We start from the raw sequence: 14,942 nt of genomic DNA on the forward strand, positions 1-14,942 counted from the left end.
GTGGCTGTAAAAATCGCGATTAACGGCTTCGGCCGCATTGGCCGTCTGGTTCTGCGCGCGCTCATCGAGAGCGGGCGTACCGATGTGGAGCCGGTGCTGATCAACGATCTCGGCTCCGTTGCCGACAACGCCCACATGTTCCGTTACGATTCCGTGCATGGCCGCTTCCCCGGCACCGTCGAGGTGCAGGGCGACAGCCTGGTCATCACCCATAACGGCCGCACCTATGCGCCGATCAAGGTGACCGCCGAGCGCGACCCGTCCAAGGTGCCCTTGCAGGGCGTGGATGTGGCGATGGAGTGCACCGGCCTGTTCACCAAGCGCGAAGCCGCCGCCCAGCTGCTGGCCGCCGGGGCCCGCAAGGTGGTCGTCTCCGCCCCGGCGGATGGCGTGGATGCCACCATCGTCTTCGGTGTGAACCACAAGTCGCTCACCAAGGAGATGCAGGTCATCTCCAACGCCTCCTGCACCACCAACTGCCTGGCGCCGGTCGCCAAGGTGCTGCACGAGACTTTCGGCATCGAGCGCGGCTATATGGTCACCATCCACTCCTACACCGGCGACCAGAAGACCGTGGATACGCTGCACAAGGATCTGCACCGCGCCCGCGCCGCTGCTTTGTCCATGATCCCGACCTCCACCGGTGCCGCCAAGGCCGTCGGGCTGGTGCTGCCGGAGCTGAAGGGCAAGCTGGACGGCACCGCCATCCGCGTTCCGACCCCGAACGTGTCGCTGATCTCGCTGGATGTCGTGCTCAAGAAGCAAGGCTCGGTGGAAGAGATCAACGCCGCGATGAAGAAGGCCTCCGAGGGCGAGCTGAAGGGCATTCTCGGCTATTCCACCGACAAGCTGGTGAGTGCCGACTTCAACCATGTCCCGGCCTCCTCCACCTTCGATGCGCCGCAGACCACTGTCGTCGATGGCGGCCTCACCCGCGTGCTCTCCTGGTACGATAATGAGTGGGGCTTCTCCAACCGCATGTCCGACACCGCCGCCTATTTCGGCGCGCTGTGAGCCAGACGTTGGATAACGCCAAAGTCGCGGGGCAGCGTGTGCTGCTCCGCGCCGACCTGAACGTGCCGATGCAGAACGGCAAGGTCTCCGACGCGACGCGGCTTGAGCGTCTCGTGCCCACCATCAAGGAACTCGCCGAGAAGGGCGCGAAGGTCATCGTGCTCAGCCATTTCGACCGGCCGAAAGGCAAGGTGGTGCCGGAAATGTCGCTGAAGCCGATCGCCGAGGCGCTGGGCCGGGTGCTGGATAAGCCCGTCGCCTTCGCCGAGGATTGCATCGGCCCGGTGGCCGAGGCGGCGGTGGCCAAGCTCAAGAATGGCGATGTGCTGGTGCTTGAAAACACCCGCTTCCATGAGGGCGAGGAGAAGAACGACGCGGCCTTCTCCGAGGCCCTGGCGAAGCTGGGCGATATCTATGTGAACGACGCCTTCTCCGCCGCCCACCGCGCCCATGCCTCCACCGAGGGTGTGGCCCGGCATCTGCCCGCTTTCGCGGGGCGGCTGATGCAGGCGGAGCTGCACGCGCTGGAAGCCGCTCTCGGCAACCCGCAGCGCCCGGTCGCCGCCATCGTTGCCGGGTCCAAGGTCTCCACCAAGCTCGATCTTTTGAATAATCTGGTCGCCAAGGTGGATATTCTGGTGATTGGCGGCGCCATGGCCAACACTTTCCTAGCGGCGCAGGGCCATGATGTCGGCAAATCGCTGCAGGAGAAGGATCTGCACGGCACCGCGCTGGAGATCATGAAGACCGCCGCCGCCAAGGGCTGCGAGATCTTCCTGCCGAAGGATGTGGTGGTGGCGCAGAACTTCGCCGCCAACGCGCCGACCCAGGTGGTGAGCATCGACGCGATTCCGGCCGATATGATGGCGCTGGATGTCGGCCCCGCCACGGTGGAGGCTTTCATTGAACGCCTGCCGCACATCAGGACCATCATCTGGAACGGCCCGCTCGGCGCCTTCGAGACCAAGCCGTTCGACCACGGCACCAACACTTTGGCCGCCGCCATCGCGCAGGCGACCAAGGAGGGCAAGGTGATCTCGGTCGGCGGTGGGGGGGATACCGTCTCCGCGCTGAAGCTGGCGGGGGTGCATCATGACCTCACCTATCTGTCCTCGGCGGGCGGTGCCTTCCTGGAATGGATGGAGGGGAAGATCCTGCCGGGTGTGGAAGCGTTGAGCAAAGGGTTTTCGAACCTAGGCTGAGGATTTTAAAAAACCATTGTGAATTTGCAAAAGTTTTTGAGGGTGTGGGAACTTTTTCCAAAAAGTTCCCACAAACGTTTGGGGTGGTGGCGACGCTGTTGCCACCACCCCAAACGTTTTTTTACGGTCAAGCATTTGTGCATGATTGACCGGCGCGGCGCGCTTATGGACAGCGCGGCGCGATCTTCCTACCCAAGCTGCGTCCGCCACGTTGGACAAACCCTCTGTCACCCTTGTCCATTCAGGCGTCTCGCATGAGCCAGTCGGCCCTCTCCCCGTCGCTTCAGGCCCCGCGCGCGCGGGGCTTTCTGCTGCTGCTCGCCTCCGTGTCGCTGTGGGGCTTCGCGCCCATCGGCAATCGTTATTTCATCGGGCCGACCCATCTCGGCTTCCCCGCCGCCTCCTATATGGCGCTGCGCTACGCCATCGCCGCGTTCTGCTTCACCCCGGGTGTTATCGTAGCGCTGCGATCCTGGAGCAAGCGGGACTGGCTGCGCGGGGCGGTGTGCGGCTTCGCCGGGGTCTCGGTTTATAATCTGCTGGCCGGTCAGGCGGCGCGCAGCGTCTCCGCCGGTCTGGCCGGGCTGCTGAACTCCACCGAAACGCTGATGATCCTGCTGCTCGGCTGCCTGATCGCCAGGCGCGCCCCTGGCCTGCGGACGATCTTCGCGGCGCTGCTGGGGGCGGCTGGTATCGCCCTGCTGGCGGCCTCCTCCGGCCCGGCCGAGGGCTCGCTCAGCGGTATTCTGCTGCTGCTGGGCTCCGCCAGCGGCTGGGCGGTCTATTGCGTGGTGATCCCGCCGCTGATCAAGAAACACGGCGCCCTGCAATGCTCGGCGGTGACGATGTTTCTCGGCACCATGCCGCTGCTGCTGCTCGGCGGCGCCGGGCTGCCGGCGATGGTCCATGCGCTCACCGGCTGGGACTGGACCTTTGCCCTGGGGCTGGCGATTGGCGGCTCGGTGGTGGCGCTGATCGCCTGGAACAAGGGCGTGGCCGAGCTGGGGGCGCAGACGGCGAGCTGGTTTCTCTATCTGCTGCCGGTGTTCAGCGCCCTGGGCGGGCGGCTGCTGCTGGCCGAACCGCTGACCCTGGCGGAGCTGGCCGGCGGGGTGATGATTTTAAGCTCGGTCTATATCGCGCAGAGGCGCCGCTAGATGCAGGATGGCTGGTCGCGCTGGCTGGCCACGGGACGCGATGGCGGCGATGCGGTGGCGCGCGCCCGGATCGACGCGCAGACCCAGGCCTTCGCCGACAGGCTGCTGGCGGCGCTGACGCTGCGGCCGGGCATGAAGCTGCTGGATATCGGCAGCGGCGAAGGGTTGGTCGGCTTCACCGCTCTGGCCCGTGAGCCGGGGCTGGAGGTCTGCTTCACGGATGTCTCGGCCGCTTTGCTGCGCCTCTGCGAGACCCGCGCGGCGGCGCAGGGCTCCACAGGCTGCCAGTTTCTGCAGACGCCGGCGGCCAGCCTGGCGGGCGTGGCGGATGCAAGCCAGGATGCCGTCACCGCCCGCTCCGCCCTGGCCTATGAGGCGGACAAGTCGGCCGCCTTCGCCTCGATCTTCCGGGTGCTGAAGCCCGGCGGCTGGTTTTCCATCGCCGAGCCGCTGTTTCGCGAGGAGGCGCTGGCCGCCGCCGCCATGCGCGCCCGGCTGGAGGCGGCGCCCGAACCGTCCCTGGCGCTGCTACATCGCTGGAAGGCGGCGCAATTTCCGGATCATGCCGAGGCCATCGCCGCTAACCCGCTGACCAATTACGATGAGCGCGATCTGCTGCGGATTGCCCGGCTGGCCGGCTTCTCGCCGCTGCATCTGGAATTGCATATCGATATCGAGCCAGCCCCGCCGCGGGACTGGGCGGCCTTTCTGCAAAGCTCGCCGCATCCGCTCGCGCCTTGCCTGGCGGAAATCCTCAAGCGCGATTACAGCGCCGAGGAGGCAGCAACGCTGGAAGCGGGCCTGCGCCCGGTGATCGAAGCCGGCGGCGGCGCGCAGCCACGGCGGATGATCTATCTCTCCGGCCAGAAGCCGTTCCTGGCGGCGAGATGAGGAAGGCGTCACCTGGGTTGGATTTCCAGGCAGGCGTCCCAGCTAGCGTAGTCCACCCCACAGGCGGCATCGCCACCCAGACAGGAGGACTTTATGAGCAATCTGAAACATCTGAAAATCGCGGTGCTGGCCACTGACGGTTTCGAGCAATCCGAGCTGACCGAGCCGGTGCGCGCCTTGCACGAGGCCGGCGCCAGGCCGGTGGTGATCGCCCCGCATGAGGGGCAGATCCAGGGCATGAAACATGACAAGCCCGGCGACAAGGTGAAGGTCGAGCAGGTTCTGGACCATGCCAATGCCAAGGATTTCGACGCGCTGGTGCTGCCGGGCGGCGTGGCCAACCCGGATAGCCTGCGCATTAACAAGGAGGCGGTCGCCTTCATTCGGCAATTCGTGCAGGCCGGCAAGCCGGTGGCGGCGATCTGCCATGGGCCGTGGACGCTGATCGAAGCCGGGGCGGTGAAGGGGCGCAAGCTGACCTCCTGGCCCTCCTTGCGCACGGATCTCAAGAATGCCGGGGCGGAGTGGGTGGATCAGGAGGTGGTGGTGGACGGCATGCTCGTCACCTCGCGCAACCCTGACGATCTTCCCGCCTTCAACAAGGCCCTGCTGAAGCTGCTGGAAACCCACCAGGGTGCCCGGGCGGCGTAAGCAGGCGCGACAATGACGGGGGCTGGCGCCCCCGTCATTTCCTAGAGCAATATGTGTTTAGATTGACGCGCCAGCGTCAAGATAAACACATGAAATTGCTCGCTAAAACAAAACTTAGAGCATCAAGCTAAAGGCTTGATGCTCTACTCCTGCTCCTCATCCTCTTGCTCCGGCGGGGCGGGGAGGGCGTAGCTGTCATTCAGCCAGCGGCCGAGATCGATCTCGGCACAGCGGCGGGAGCAAAAGGGCTTGTGCTCCGGCGTGGCGGGTTTGCCGCAGATCGGGCATTTCATCGGGGCAGGATCTCATGCAATGGCGGGCGGATGCGCGGGCGCGACAGCTCGGCGAAGCCCAGATGCGACAGGCCAAGCAGATGGGGGCGCAGAGGGTCGGCCCGCAGCGCCAATCGTAGCGGTTCGATCAGCCGCTCGCGCTGGGCTGGCTTCAGCCCGGCGAAATCGATCAAAATGCCGCCGCAGAGATTGCGCAGCACGATCTGCCGGGCGATTTCCGGGATGATCGCCTCATTCAAAGCCAAAGGCGGCATCTGGCTGGCGGTGCTGGCGTCGATATCCAGCAAGGTCGCGGCCGGGGCGGGGGTGATGTGCAGCTTGGCACCGTGGGGCAATGCCGCCACCGGTTCATGGAGCGCTGCGATTTCGTCTTCCAGAACCGCATCAAATGCCTTTGAATCATGACGCATGCGGCCTTCGAGCGCGGGTCGTAGCGCTGCGATCAAAGCGTAATCGTCGAGCACGACCGCCGCATCCGGGCAGCGCGCGGCGAGGTCCAGGAGCGGGCCGGGGCCGCGTTCGACGAGGCCGATTATCTCGCCGGGCGGGCGGGGCAGGGCTTTCAGCCTGGGACCTTTGCCGCCTTGTGGGGCACGGGTGACGGCGACGCTGACATGGTCACCGATATTGAGGCTTTTGGCCCCGGCGCTGTCGGGCATGAAGCCGCTCAGCTCGCCGCCAAGGGCCAGGAAACAGCCGGCCAGCGCCTTCTCCTTGGCATCGACCCGGGCTGTATAAATGTCACCGACGCCATCGGGGGCGTCGCGGTTCCAGAGGTAGAACTCCACCAGCTCATCCCCGCGCAGCCGGGCGATGCGCACCAGCGCGCCGCGCACCGAGGCCGCGATCACCGCCAGCCCAGCCCGCGCAGCAGCTTGGCGGTTTCGTGCAACGGCAGCCCGACCACGCCGGAATAGGAGCCGGAGAGGAAATCGATGAAGCTGGCCGCCAGCCCCTGGATGGCATAGCCGCCGGCCTTGCCGCGCCATTCCTCGCTGGCGAGATAATCCTGCATCTGCGGCGCATCGAGCCGGGCGAAACCGACCACCGACTCGACCACCCGGCAGGCGATTCGCCCATCCGGCGCCCGCACGGCCACCGCGCTATGCACTTTGTGCCGGCGCCCGGAGAGCAGGGCCAGATAGGCAGCGGCGTCTTCACGCGACTCGGTTTTATGCAGAATGCGCCGGCCGGCGGCGACGACGGTGTCGGCGGCGATGACGAAGCCGTCCGGCTCGGGACGCAGCTTCTCTAACGCCACGCGCCGCGCAAAAGCGCGGGGCGTTTCGCCCGGTTGGGGCGTCTCGTCGATCTCCGGGGCGGCGATGCGGGCTGGTTCGATGCCGATCTGCCGCAGCAGCGCCAGGCGGCGCGGGCTGGCCGAAGCCAGAATTACTTGAAGCGGAATGTGATCCGGCCCTTGGTCAGGTCATACGGCGTCATTTCGACATTCACGCGATCACCGGCCAGCACGCGGATGCGGTTCTTGCGCATCTTGCCGCTGGTGTGGGCCAGAATCTCGTGGTCATTATCCAGCTTCACGCGGAACATGGCATTCGGCAGCAATTCAGTGACCATGCCGCTGAATTCGATCATATCTTCCTTAGACAAACACACCTCGATGATGAAAAACAGGAAATCCTGCGCCCAAATGGGCCGCAACGCTTGCCGCGTCAAGGTTTTTAGGCGCCAGGCCGTTTGGTGGGGGCCGCATGAGGGCGCCGCGCCACAAGGCTAATATGCTGATTTTACAGGGAAAAACCGGATATGGTGGGCACAACAGGGATTGAACCTGTGACCCCCACCATGTCAAGGTGGTGCTCTACCGCTGAGCTATGTGCCCATATCCGTGGAGGGGCTATTAGCGATGTTGGGAACAGGAGGCAAGAGGTTGGATTACAGGCTGGGAACGCCAATGCGGCGTTTGCCCCATCTGGCGGGGCGTTTCTGGCGGCGGCGCGCGGCTTTCTGGGGCGGCGCCTTGTTGGTGGGGGCGGTGAGCGTGCTGTTCGCCCGGGCCGCCGACGGTGCCGAACATTTGTTTTTTCACTACGACTCGCGAGTCTGGCTGGCGCCGTTGCTGGTGACACCTTTGGGCTATGCGTTTTGCGCCTGGGCGGCGGCGCGGGTGTTCCCGGGCTCGCAGGGCAGCGGCATTCCGCAGGCGATCGCGGCGCGGGAAATTCCGCGCGGCATGGCCAGGCGCAGGCTGCTTTCGGTGCGGATGTGTTTTGCCAAGATCGGGCTGACGGTGGTGGCGCTGATGTGCGGCGCCTCGGTGGGGCGCGAGGGGCCGACGGTGCAGGTGGGGGCGGCGATCATGCTGCAAGTGGCGCGGCTGCGCGGCTTGCAGAATGAGCGCGGGCTGATCCTGGCCGGCTCGGCCGCCGGCATTGCCGCCGCCTTCAATGCGCCGCTGGCCGGGGTGGTGTTCGCGATCGAGGAGATGAGCCGCTCCTTCGAGGTGAAGACCAACGGCATCGTGCTGACCACGGTGATCATTGGCGGCCTGGTCTCGCTCGGGCTGACCGGGAATTATACCTATTTCGGCACCTCCAACGCGGCCATCCAGGGGCTGGGGGGGTGGGGCATGGTGGTGCTGTGCGGCAGCGCCGGGGGGCTGCTGGGCGGGCTGTTCAGCCGGCTGATGATGGATATCGGGCTGTGGGCGAAAAGCTGGATTGCGGTGAATGCGCGGGTGCGCGGGCTGGCTTATCCGGCGGTGTGCGGGCTGCTGGTGGCGATTCTGGGGATTTTGTCGCATGGGAGCAGTTTCGGCACCGGCTATGCCACCGCCAAGGCGGCGGTGGAGGGGGTTACGCCGCATTGGTATTTCTGGCCGGCGAAATTCCTGGCGACGCTGATCACCGCTGTTTCTGGCATTCCGGGCGGGATTTTCGCGCCCTCGCTCTCGGTGGGGGCGGGGCTGGGGGCGTGGATTGCCGGCGAAGGCGGGCGGGCGGCGAGTGTCGGCGCGCTGCTGGGCATGGCGGGGTATTTCTCCGGCGTGGTGCAGGCGCCGATGACGGCCTTCGTGATCATTCTGGAAATGACCGGCAATACCGGTTCGGTGATCGCGGTGATGCTGGCCTCGATGCTGGGGCTGGGGACGTCGAAGCTGGTCTGTCCGCGGCCGCTTTATCATGAGCTGGCGCATGGCTTCATGCCGCCGCGCCGCACGGCGATGCCGGTGGCGCTGCGCGAGCCGGGGCATAAGGCTGAAGAAAAAGAGTTATAAAAGTTTTTTGGTGCCGCTTTTTTACAAAAAAGCGGCGAGGAGGCCTGGGGTTTTGACGACGGCGTTGCATACGCCCGGCCGTTTCCGCCCCTTTTTTGAAAAAAAGGGGCGGCCCCAAAAAACTTTTGCTACCCTGGTTGAAACCCTGGGTGCCCGGTGCGCCAGAGGGTGAAGGCCATGATGTCCGCCGTCTCGGCATCGCGCTGCGCACGGGTGGCGCCGAAGCCATGGCCGCCATCATCCTCCACCCGCAGCAGGATCGGGTTTTTCGAGGCGCTGGCCGCCTGCAGCCTTGCGGCCATCTTCGTCGCCTCCCAGGGCGAGACGCGCGGGTCGTGCAGGCCGGTGGTGAGCAGCACCGCGGGGTAATCCACCCCGTCATGCACATGCTGGTAGGCATCCATGGCGAACAGGTCGTGAAAGCCGCGTTCGGTTTTCACGCTGCCGAATTCAGGGATGTTGGGCGGGCCGTTGGGGGAGAATTCGGCGCGCAGCGGGTCCGAGACGCCGACCATGGAAATCGCCACCGCCGCCAGTTCCGGCCGCTCGGTGAGCAGCCGCCCGACCGTGATGCCCCCGGCCGAGCCGCCGACCACCCCCAGCGTGCGATGGCCGCAATAGCCCTGGTCGATGAGATGCAGCGCGCAATCCTCCGCATCCTGCCAGCTGTGATATTTCTCCGCCTTCATCCCGGCCAGATGCCAATCCTCGCCCAGCTCGCCGCCGCCGCGCACATGCGCCACCGCGAACACCGCGCCTTGATCCAGAAACGGCAGCCAGCGCCCCATGAAGGCCGGCTCCAGCGCGATGCCGTAGGCGCCGTAGGCTTCCATCAGCAGCGTCGCCGAACCGTCGCGCGCCAGCCCCTTGCGGTAGAGCAGCGAGAGCGGGACGCGCACGCCATCGCGCGCCGGGGCGAGCAGGGTTTCGGTGGTGTAGGCGGAGACGTCGATGTCCGGCTGCGGGGCGAGGCAGGTTTCAGTGATCTGGCCATCGGCGCCGGCATGGCAGAACACGCACGGGCGCAACCAGCCTTCCAGCGGGAACCATAGGCCCTCTTGGGAGGGGATGGAAAAAGCCAGATCGGGGTCGAGCGCGCCGGGAAAGGGCAAGGCCAGGGCTGTGAGTTTGCCGTCATCGCCGAGATGGCGCAGCCCCGCCAGGCCAGCGTCGCGGTCGATCAGATAGAGCCCGTTTTTCGCCGCCATGATGGCGCGGATGACCGGCCGGCCGGTGGGCACCATTTCCTGCGCGTCGGCGAAATGCGGGGCGGCGGCGGTGAGTTTCACCACCCGGTAATGCGAGGCGTGCTTGTGGGTGAGCAGGAAAATCTCGTCGCCGCGCACGGCGAAATCCGTCACCTGGTCGGCTTGTGTGCAGATCGGATGCCAGTCCGGCCTGCCGGCCAGAAGAGCCGGCAGGCGGGTGAGATAGAGCGCGATCTCATTGCGCACGCCTTCGTTGATCTGCGCGATGATCAGATCCGAGCCCGGCGTGGCGATGAGGGTGGGGCTGTCGATCGGGGTGAGGGCGATGCCGGCGGACAGGCCCGGCCCGAGCAGCCTACGGTCCTCGCCACCATTCAGGAGGTGCAGCCAGGCGCTGGAATTTTCCTCATAGCGCGGATCTTCGATGGGGACGTCCTGGTTGCGGGTATAGAAGAAGCCGGAGCCATCGGGCAGCCAGCTGGGATTCGCATCATCCGTGCGGGTGAGGGCGAGCGGGGCGATCTGGCCGCTTTCGACCTCCATCAGCCGCAGCACGGAATGTTCCGAGCCGCCTTGCGAGATGCCGAAGACCAGATGCGTGCCGGCCGGCGAGGCCTGCCACCAATCCAGCGCGGCGTGGCTGGATTGGGTGGAGAAGCGCATCGGGTCCAGCAGCAGCCGGTCGGCGCCGTTCTGCCCGTCGCGGACATAGAGGCGGGTGGTTTGCGCCTCTGGCGGGCGGCGTTCGGTGAAGATCAGCCTGCCGCCGGTCTGCAGCCCGGCAACGAGGGTGAGGGCGTTGGAATTTTCGGCAATGGCGGCGGCGAGGCTGTCGCGGCCGGGGATGTGGGAGAGCACCGCTTCGGCATAGGCGGCCTGGGAGGCGGTGCAGGCGCGCCATTGCGCATCCTCTGCCTCCATCCAGCGATACGGGTCCGAGACGTGCTGGCCCCAGAGCGTTTCGGTGAAGGGGCGGGAAGGGAAGGGGAGCGGCTGGTTGGCAACCGTGATGGGGCGCGGGGTGACGTAAGGGCGGGCGGCCCGGGCGGTGCCGGCCAATGCCAGGGCGGTGCCGGCGGCGAGCAGCGCGCGGCGCGAAAGGCGAGGCATAGGCGGCTCCAGAGTGGTCTGTTGGCGCATCATCGCGCGCCGGCGGGTGGCGTCAAGCGCCACCCTTAAACCTCATCATGTCGTTTCAGTGACGATAACCCGGTGCGGGCGGCCAGTTTTGCAGGGTCTGCCAGGCATCGCGCGTCAGCAGCAGATTCGTGCCGGCGGGGCATGGCGCGTTCGCGGCGGTGGCGGCGCCGGCCCAGACCAGCACCACACCGTCCGGCCGGATGGCGAGGCTGGAGAAGCTGCCGCCGCCCTGGCGCAAGGCGGCCTCGGAGATCGTGCAGGCCTGGCCGGGGGCGGCCAGGGCGCCGGTGAGGATATGGGCGGTGAGCTGGTTGGGCAAAGCCGGCTGGTGGCCGCTGGCTTTGGCCGCGGCGCCGGCTTGCATCACCAGCAATTGCCCCGGGGCGGGCGGCTGGTGGGTGAGGCGCGCACAGAGCAGCAGCGCCACGAACAGCGCGGCGGCGATGAGATAGGAGATCAGCGGTGTGCCGGAATGGACCATGCGCGGGTCCGGGCGCGGGGCTGACAGCAGCTTTGATTTCAAAGGCTTGGAGGCAGTTGGGCGAGTGGTGCTGGACTTATTCGCCTGGTCTTTGGGCGTTTCGCGCATTTTTTTGTCACCTTTTCTGCCTTCCATTTAGGCGATTTTGTGCCGTTTGCGGAGGGGGAAAGATGACGAGGCGGGGTTAATTCAGTGTGAAGGCGGTTTCAGGGGGCTGTGAAAAGGGATGCGCAAGGAGGACCCTCCTCACGCATCCTCCACCAGCTCCACCCCCGCGACAAGCTTCACCGCCTGGGCCAGGCGCGGGGAGACGTTGAAGCCGCCGGGCAGGCGCAGCTCCGGGCGCGTCGGCGTGCCGGTTTTGGGCAGCAGGATGATTTGGCCCTTGCCGCGCCCCTCGCGCTCCAGCAGGGCTTTCAGCGAGGGCACGGCGTCCTCGCGGTCCAGCCAGATTTTCAGCCCCGCCCCGGCATCGCGGGCGGCATTGTCGAGCAGCTGGATGTCGTTGGCGGTGAGGCGCAGCGATTCGCCGTCCAGCTTGGCCTCGGCGGAGACCAGCAAAGCGGTGCCTTCCTGCAGCATCTCGCGGGAGCGGTTGAGCACTTCGGAGAAGAGCGTGACCTCGAAACTGCCCTGCATGTCCGACAGGGTGAGCCACATCATCCGGCTGCCGGTGCGGGTGATGCGCTCTTTCTTGGCGCCCACGGTGCCGGCGAGTTTCACCCGCGCGGTACCGTTTTCCGCCTTGCGCTGGATGGCGCCGGAGGGGGTGACGTCCAGCGCCTTCAGCGCGCGCGCATACATGTCCAGCGGGTGGGCGGAGATGTGAAAGCCGATCGCTTCGGCCTCGAAAGCCAGGCGCTCGCTCTCCGGCCAGTCCGGCCCTTGGGGTAGGCGGATTTTCTCCGGCTCGCCGCCACCGAACAGGCCGATCTGCCCGCTTTCGCGCTCGGCCGCACCGGTCTGGGCGGTGCGCATGATCATTTCCGCGGCGCCGAAGATGCGCTGGCGGTTCTGATCCAGACACTCGAAGGCGCCGGCCTTGGCGAGGATTTCGATTTGCGCCCGGGTGAGGGTTTTGGGATCGATGCGGGCGGCGAAATCGTCGATGGATTTGAACGGCGTGTCGCCACGGGCTTTGACGAGTTCCTCCATCGCCCCCATGCCGATGCGCTTGATGGCGCCGAGCGCGAAGCGGATGGCGTAGCTGCCATCCTCCTGCAATTCCACCTGGAAATCCGGGCCGGATTTGTTCACATCCGGCGGGAGGACCTTGATGCCGTTTTTCATCGCATCGGCGCGCAGCAGCGCCACCTTCTCGGTGTTGGCGATGGAGAGGGACATACAGGCGGCGATGAAGGCAACCGGATGGTTGGCGCGCAGATAGGCGGTCTGGTAGGAGACCAAAGCGTAGGCGGCGGCATGGGATTTGTTGAAGCCGTAATCCGCGAATTTCGCCATCAGGTCGAAAATCTCGTTGGCCTTCTCGGGGGTGAAGCCTTTCTCCGTGGCGCCTTTCAGGAAGATTTCGCGCTGCGTGTCCATCTCGGCGCGGATTTTCTTGCCCATGGCGCGGCGCAGCAGGTCCGCGCCCGCCAGCGTGTAGCCCGCCATCGCCTGGGCGATCTGCATCACCTGTTCCTGATAGACGATGATGCCGTTGGTCTCGGCCAGGATGTGATGGATGGAGGGATCGGGCGCCTCCCACGGCGCGCCGCGCTTGCGGTCGCAATAATCAGGGATGTTGGCCATCGGGCCGGGACGGTTGAGGGCCTGGATGGCGACCAGATCCTCGAACCTATCGGGCCGCATCTGCGCCAGCGCGCCGCGGAAGGCGGCGGTCTCGAACGTGAACACGCCGGCGGTGTCCGCCCGGCTGATCATGTCGTAGGTTTTCTTGTCATCGAGCGGGATTTTGGAGATGTCCAGCTCCACACCCTGCTGGCGCATGAATTTCAGGCAGCGATCGATGATGGTGAGGGTGGTGAGGCCCAGGAAGTCGAACTTCACCAGCCCGACCTGCTCGACATATTTCATCGAATATTGGGTGACGAGAAGATCCGAGCGCGGATCTTTATAAAGCGGCACCAGCTTGACCAGCTCGCGGTCGCCGATGACCACGCCGGCGGCGTGGGTGGAGGCGTGGCGATAGAGCCCTTCGATCTGCTGGGCGATTTCCATCAGCCTTGCCAGCGCCTCGTCGGAATCACGCATGTCCTGAAGTTTCGGCTCGCCTTCGATGGCTTCCTTCAGCGTGACGGGCTTGGCCGGGTTGTTGGGGATCAGCTCCGCCACCTTGTTGACCTGGCCGTAAGGCAGGCCGAGCACGCGGCCGACATCGCGCACCGCCGCGCGGGCCTGCAGCTTACCGAAGGTGATGATCTGCGCCACCTGCTCCGCGCCATATTCGCGGACGACATATTTGATGACTTCGTCGCGGCGTTCCTGGCAGAAATCGATATCGAAATCCGGCATCGAGACGCGCTCGGGGTTGAGGAAGCGCTCGAACAGCAGCGCGTAACGCAGCGGGTTGAGGTCGGTAATGCGCAGCGCCCAGGCGACCAGAGAGCCCGCCCCCGAGCCGCGGCCGGGGCCGACCGGGATCTGGTGGTCCTTCGCCCATTGGATGAAGTCCGCCACGATGAGGAAGTAGCCGGGAAAGCCCATCTGCACGATGATGGTCAGTTCGAATTCCAGCCGGTCCCAATATTCCTTCTGGGCCTCGCCTTCGATATTCTCGAAATCCAGGCGCGCGCGCAGCCCTTCCTCGGACATGGCGCGCAGCGTTTCTTCCTCGGTGGCGCCTTCGCGGACTTTCGGGCAGCGCGGCAGCAGCGGTTTGCGCGTGCTCGTCATCACCGTGCAGCTCTGGGCGATGGCGAGCGTGTTGTCGCAGGCATCTGGCAGATCCGCGAAGAGTTCGCGCATCATCGCGGCGGGTTTGAACCAGTGCTCGGGGGTCACACGGCGGCGGTCCTTCTCCGCCAATACGCGGCCTTCGGCGATGCAGAGCAGCGCGTCATGCGCCTCATACATTTCGCGCTTGGCGAAGAAACATTCATTGGTGGCGACGAGAGGCAGCGCGAATTCCTCCGCCAGGAGCAGGAAGCCGGGTTCGGTGGCTTGCTCCACCGGCTCGCCATGGCGCTGGATCTCGATGGCGAGGCGCTCCGGGAAGGCCGCGTGCAGCGCGGCGAGGTAGGCGCGGGCCTCGTCGATCTGGCCTTCCGCCAGCAGCCGGCCGATCGGCCCCAGCGCGCCGCCGGTGAGCAGGAACAGCCCCTCGCTGAAGTCGCAAAGCTGCTCACGGGTGATTTGCGGCTTGATCGCATCGCCGGTGAGGAAGGAGAGGGAGGAGAGTTTCTGCAGATTGGCGTAGCCGGCCTCGGTCTGCGCCAGCGCCACCACCGGGTCCGGCGGCAGGTTGAAGCCAAGGCGGGTGAGGGCGAGCTGGCAGCCGATGATCGGCTGCACGCCGGATTTGGTGCAGTACTGGGTGAATTCCAGCGTACCGAACATGTTGGAGCTGTCGGTGATCGCCACCGCCGGCATGTTGTCGGCGGCGGCAAGGCTGGCCAGCTTGTCGGGCTTGATCGCGCCTTCCGAGAGCGAGTAGGCGGAATGGACGCGAAGATGCACGAAATCAGCGTGGGGCATGGCGCGAATT

Annotated in this window: 13 protein-coding genes and 1 tRNA gene; 6 read left to right on the forward strand and 8 right to left on the reverse strand. The window is 65.7% G+C overall.

Annotated features, from left to right (window positions below):
• From gap to T331_RS0113515, 5 genes are all read left to right on the forward strand, one after another.
• Positions 1-1,014, forward strand: a complete 1,014-nt coding sequence (gene gap / locus T331_RS0113495) for a type I glyceraldehyde-3-phosphate dehydrogenase (protein ID WP_008492199.1) — start codon at positions 1-3, stop codon at positions 1,012-1,014.
• A complete protein-coding gene (locus T331_RS0113500) occupies positions 1,011-2,216 on the forward strand; it encodes a phosphoglycerate kinase (protein WP_035180181.1) in 1,206 nt (401 codons plus the stop codon). The genes gap and T331_RS0113500 overlap by 4 nt, the downstream gene beginning before the upstream one ends.
• A gap of 254 nt (positions 2,217-2,470) precedes the next feature.
• Positions 2,471-3,373, forward strand: coding sequence for a DMT family transporter (locus tag T331_RS0113505; RefSeq protein ID WP_026440400.1), 903 nt, complete (start codon positions 2,471-2,473; stop codon positions 3,371-3,373).
• Positions 3,374-4,264, forward strand: coding sequence for a class I SAM-dependent methyltransferase (locus T331_RS0113510; RefSeq protein ID WP_026440401.1), 891 nt, complete (start codon positions 3,374-3,376; stop codon positions 4,262-4,264).
• Between the two features lie 93 nt (positions 4,265-4,357).
• Positions 4,358-4,915 carry a type 1 glutamine amidotransferase domain-containing protein gene (locus T331_RS0113515; protein WP_008492204.1) on the forward strand — a complete coding sequence of 186 codons (558 nt, stop codon included), beginning with the start codon at positions 4,358-4,360 and terminating at the stop codon, positions 4,913-4,915.
• 143 nt (positions 4,916-5,058) lie between these two features.
• Here T331_RS0113515 and yacG read toward each other — a convergent pair whose 3' ends face one another.
• From yacG to T331_RS0113540, 5 genes are all read right to left on the reverse strand, one after another.
• Positions 5,059-5,208, reverse strand: a complete 150-nt coding sequence (gene yacG / locus T331_RS0113520; protein WP_008492205.1) for a DNA gyrase inhibitor YacG — start codon at positions 5,206-5,208, stop codon at positions 5,059-5,061.
• Positions 5,205-6,059: a ribonuclease E/G gene (locus tag T331_RS0113525; protein WP_244876962.1), complete on the reverse strand. Its 855-nt coding sequence runs from the start codon at positions 6,057-6,059 to the stop codon at positions 5,205-5,207. Before T331_RS0113525 ends, yacG begins: the two co-directional genes overlap by 4 nt.
• Entirely contained in the window at positions 6,056-6,616 is a 561-nt protein-coding gene (locus T331_RS0113530) for a Maf family protein (protein WP_026440403.1), read from the reverse strand. Before T331_RS0113530 ends, T331_RS0113525 begins: the two co-directional genes overlap by 4 nt.
• A complete protein-coding gene (infA, locus tag T331_RS0113535; RefSeq protein ID WP_008492208.1) occupies positions 6,601-6,819 on the reverse strand; it encodes a translation initiation factor IF-1 in 219 nt (72 codons plus the stop codon). Before infA ends, T331_RS0113530 begins: the two co-directional genes overlap by 16 nt.
• A gap of 157 nt (positions 6,820-6,976) precedes the next feature.
• A tRNA-Val gene (locus tag T331_RS0113540) sits at positions 6,977-7,051 on the reverse strand.
• A gap of 72 nt (positions 7,052-7,123) precedes the next feature.
• Between T331_RS0113540 and T331_RS18410 the strand changes: the two genes are divergently transcribed.
• Positions 7,124-8,446, forward strand: coding sequence for a chloride channel protein (locus tag T331_RS18410; RefSeq protein ID WP_008492209.1), 1,323 nt, complete (start codon positions 7,124-7,126; stop codon positions 8,444-8,446).
• A gap of 128 nt (positions 8,447-8,574) precedes the next feature.
• Here the strand turns inward: T331_RS18410 and T331_RS18415 are convergent, their stop codons facing one another.
• The 3 genes from T331_RS18415 to dnaE all read right to left on the reverse strand — a co-directional run bounded on the left by T331_RS18415 (position 8,575) and on the right by dnaE (position 14,932).
• The gene (locus T331_RS18415) at positions 8,575-10,764 is read right to left on the reverse strand and encodes a prolyl oligopeptidase family serine peptidase (protein WP_162173909.1); all 2,190 of its coding nucleotides are present in this window, start codon (positions 10,762-10,764) and stop codon (positions 8,575-8,577) included.
• A gap of 85 nt (positions 10,765-10,849) precedes the next feature.
• Complete coding sequence (locus T331_RS0113555; protein ID WP_155992720.1) at positions 10,850-11,383, reverse strand: hypothetical protein; 534 nt, start codon at positions 11,381-11,383, stop codon at positions 10,850-10,852.
• A 138-nt stretch (positions 11,384-11,521) separates the two neighbouring features.
• Positions 11,522-14,932 carry a DNA polymerase III subunit alpha gene (gene dnaE, locus T331_RS0113560; protein ID WP_026440405.1) on the reverse strand — a complete coding sequence of 1,137 codons (3,411 nt, stop codon included), beginning with the start codon at positions 14,930-14,932 and terminating at the stop codon, positions 11,522-11,524.
• Positions 14,933-14,942 lie beyond the last annotated feature (10 nt).

This window comes from Acidocella facilis ATCC 35904 (genome assembly GCF_000687875.1).
Classification (GTDB): Bacteria; Pseudomonadota; Alphaproteobacteria; order Acetobacterales; family Acetobacteraceae; genus Acidocella; species Acidocella facilis.

Excerpts from the sequence above, each read along its gene's own strand:
- T331_RS0113505 (WP_026440400.1), top strand. The coding sequence starts at position 2,471 with ATGAGCCAGTCGGCCCTCTCCCCGTCGCTTCAGGCCCCGCGCGCGCGG.
- dnaE (WP_026440405.1), bottom strand. The coding sequence starts at position 14,932 with ATGCCCCACGCTGATTTCGTGCATCTTCGCGTCCATTCCGCCTACTCG.
- T331_RS0113515 (WP_008492204.1), top strand. The coding sequence starts at position 4,358 with ATGAGCAATCTGAAACATCTGAAAATCGCGGTGCTGGCCACTGACGGT.
- T331_RS0113555 (WP_155992720.1), bottom strand. The coding sequence starts at position 11,383 with ATGCGCGAAACGCCCAAAGACCAGGCGAATAAGTCCAGCACCACTCGC.
- T331_RS0113510 (WP_026440401.1), top strand. The coding sequence starts at position 3,374 with ATGCAGGATGGCTGGTCGCGCTGGCTGGCCACGGGACGCGATGGCGGC.
- yacG (WP_008492205.1), bottom strand. The coding sequence starts at position 5,208 with ATGAAATGCCCGATCTGCGGCAAACCCGCCACGCCGGAGCACAAGCCC.
- T331_RS18410 (WP_008492209.1), top strand. The coding sequence starts at position 7,124 with ATGCGGCGTTTGCCCCATCTGGCGGGGCGTTTCTGGCGGCGGCGCGCG.
- T331_RS18415 (WP_162173909.1), bottom strand. The coding sequence starts at position 10,764 with ATGCCTCGCCTTTCGCGCCGCGCGCTGCTCGCCGCCGGCACCGCCCTG.